This window comes from Acidimicrobiales bacterium (assembly GCA_035533095.1).
Classification (GTDB): domain Bacteria; phylum Actinomycetota; class Acidimicrobiia; order Acidimicrobiales; family Palsa-688; genus DATLUM01.
In genome coordinates this window covers 1-2349 of record DATLUM010000015.1, presented here as the reverse complement: position 1 = coordinate 2349, position 2349 = coordinate 1, and the positions used below count along the sequence as shown (strand labels likewise).

The following is a 2349-nucleotide window of genomic DNA, read 5'->3' as shown; positions in this document are numbered from 1 at the left end:
GGCGCTCCGGGCGCTGGCCCAGCTTCTGGCGGACCCATCCGCAGCGCCGTCGCCCGCCGGTCTTTCCGCGTCACCGTCGCGCTCCCCCGGGCGACCTCGCAAAACAGGCGGCCTAACTCCACTATTGTGGGGCGCACCCGTTGATCCTCCAACTGCCGACTCCCTGTTGGCGATGTCTCGTCAAGGGATGCAGAAAAGCGCAGGTGTCGTTGCTGGAGCTTCCGGAGGCCCAGTCACTGCGGCTGCTGACGGCCGACGGGCGACTTCTGTTCGCCACCCGAGTCGTCCGTACCTTTTCCCATGGCCTCCTCTCGGTCGTGCTCGTGCTCTACCTGGCGGCAATCGGCCTGCCGGAAGGCGAGATCGGCATGCTGCTCACCGCCACTCTGGTCGGCGATGCCTGGTCTCCTTCGCGATCACCGCGCACCCCGACCAACTCGGGCGCCGCCGCATGCTCGTCTTCGGCACGATGCTGGTCGCCGTCACCGGGCTCGCCTTCGCAGTATCCGGGAACCTGTTCCTCCTGACCGTCGCGGCGATCCTGGGGACGTTGAGTCCGGGCGGGGGCGAGGTCGGGCCTTCTCAGCCCATCGAGCTGGCAGCACTGCCCCAGACGATTCCGGATCGCTTCCGCACGAATAGCTTTGCCTGGTACAACCTCGCCGGCTCGCTCTCGGCGGTCGGCGCGCTGAGCGCCGGTCTCCTCGCCCAGACGCTCCAGTCGGCCGGGACCACGCTGGTGGCGAGCGACCGGGACGTCCTCGCGGTCTACGGCGCATTGGGCGTCGTGCTGGCGCTCCTTTTCAGCCGGCTGTCCCCGGCCGTCGAGGTCGCGCCGGTGGCGACGGATGACCCGAAGAACCGTCGCAATGCATTAGCCTCGACCACACCGGAGGATCAATCTGCTCACCGAGCAGCCAGGTGTCACGCGACCGCGGTCGTTCCCGCATGACACCGAAGGTATGATCCAATTCTGACCGGCCGGTCAGCAGGCCTTTTGACGGTCGCGCCCATTCCTGACCCGTGATGGCGACCCATCCGATCATTGCTGGACCCTCCGCATCAACGCCCGCCGCAAGGCACGAGCGCCACGGCGAGCTTGAGCAGTCAGGGACGAGCTTCAGGCGAGGGATACCCTTCATCAACCGTGTGCAACTGTTCGAGCGTCGGCCGGACGCGGGTGAGGAAGAATGCCAGCTTCTGCCAGAGGAGGTGCTTCACCGGCTGCTGTAGGGACGCGACGCGGCCGCTCGCCGGCAGCATCTCGCGCTGGACCAGGCCAAGCTGGCGAAGATGGATGTAGGACGAACCGACGTGCCCGTCGCCGGCGGGGAGGGGATAGAAGATCGCCGGACAGCGCTCCGGCTGGTTCCAGACGAAACCCCTCAGGCCATTGGTGTTCGGAAGGGCGAGAAGGTCCCAGAGAGGCGCGACCAGCCGCAGGGCGTGGTCCCTCGCCGGCTCCGCGTAGTCGCAGGTATAGGACAGGAGCATAACGTACCCGATGCCGACCACCGGCTCGTCGACGAGCGGTCCGAGGTCGAGGACATCGCGGCTGGGCGCAACGTCCGTTCGGGGGGAGAGGGAGAGACGCGGATCACCCGGCGCGACGAGCGCGCCGCCAAGGAAGATATCGCCCGTCTTGATCGGCTCGTCCGGCGTGGGAGTCCGATAGTACGCAGCAGCGTCGGGGGACGGCACGCGCGCTTACTCGCCGTACTCGCGCGCGAGCGCTTCGATCTGAGTCGGCGTTGGCCCGGCAATGGTGCGATCGTGCAGGCGCCCGATGAACTCGTCCACCGCCTGGCGGGTGAAGCGCCGATGGCCTCCGGGAAGGCGGATGTGCTCGATCAGGTTCTGGTCGGCATACCCGCGCAGAGTGTTGGGATGGATTCCAATGAGCCGCGCGACTTCGGCCGTGGACAGATATTCGGTGCTCTGGGACGTTGATTGAAGGCCGATCATGACAACCTCCTCCCTCACGGGACGCGTGACGACATCATGCACTTTCATGGTATTCCCGGAATGGAGCTTTTGTGGTAGCACCACAGTTAAGCGTGGTCACGCGGCTATCGCCATGGCCGGCTGATAGCTGGCTTGAGGGGGACGGCCCCGACGTTTGGGGGCAACCCACAGCGGCAAGGGGACGTGGTAGGGCAAGAGTTCGGACATCGTCCAAGGGTGGTCGGTGAGACCAGCGGCCATCGGGGGCGTGCGGTCCTGCCACGTGAGGCCCGCTCCGGGAGGAGCGAGTTGGCGGAGGCTGGCGTGGACCCAGCAGAAGGTGTCGGCGCACCCCACCCGGTACATCCCGGCGGTGAGGACGGCGTCGGTGTGAGCGATCGCCCG

General features: G+C 66.8%; 5 protein-coding genes. 2 read left to right on the top strand and 3 right to left on the bottom strand.

Annotation, left to right across the window (positions count from 1 at the left end):
- The first annotated feature begins 203 nt into the window (after positions 1 to 203).
- Together VNF71_02280 and VNF71_02275 are read left to right on the top strand one after the other, a co-directional pair.
- Positions 204 to 527: a hypothetical protein gene (locus VNF71_02280; protein HVA73378.1), complete on the top strand. Its 324-nt coding sequence runs from the start codon at positions 204 to 206 to the stop codon at positions 525 to 527.
- Positions 470 to 952, top strand: coding sequence for a hypothetical protein (locus VNF71_02275; GenBank protein HVA73377.1), 483 nt, complete (start codon positions 470 to 472; stop codon positions 950 to 952). The genes VNF71_02280 and VNF71_02275 overlap by 58 nt, the downstream gene beginning before the upstream one ends.
- Before the next feature lie 155 nt (positions 953 to 1107).
- On the opposite strand, the gene VNF71_02270 is transcribed toward VNF71_02275, so the two are convergent.
- From VNF71_02270 to VNF71_02260, 3 genes are all read right to left on the bottom strand, one after another.
- Entirely contained in the window at positions 1108 to 1701 is a 594-nt protein-coding gene (locus VNF71_02270) for a hypothetical protein (protein HVA73376.1), read from the bottom strand.
- Between the two features lie 6 nt (positions 1702 to 1707).
- Positions 1708 to 1965, bottom strand: a complete 258-nt coding sequence (locus tag VNF71_02265; GenBank protein HVA73375.1) for a helix-turn-helix domain-containing protein — start codon at positions 1963 to 1965, stop codon at positions 1708 to 1710.
- Positions 1966 to 2061: 96 nt separating this feature from the next.
- The coding region (locus VNF71_02260) for a hypothetical protein (protein ID HVA73374.1) at positions 2062 to 2349 on the bottom strand (288 nt) is incomplete at its 5' end.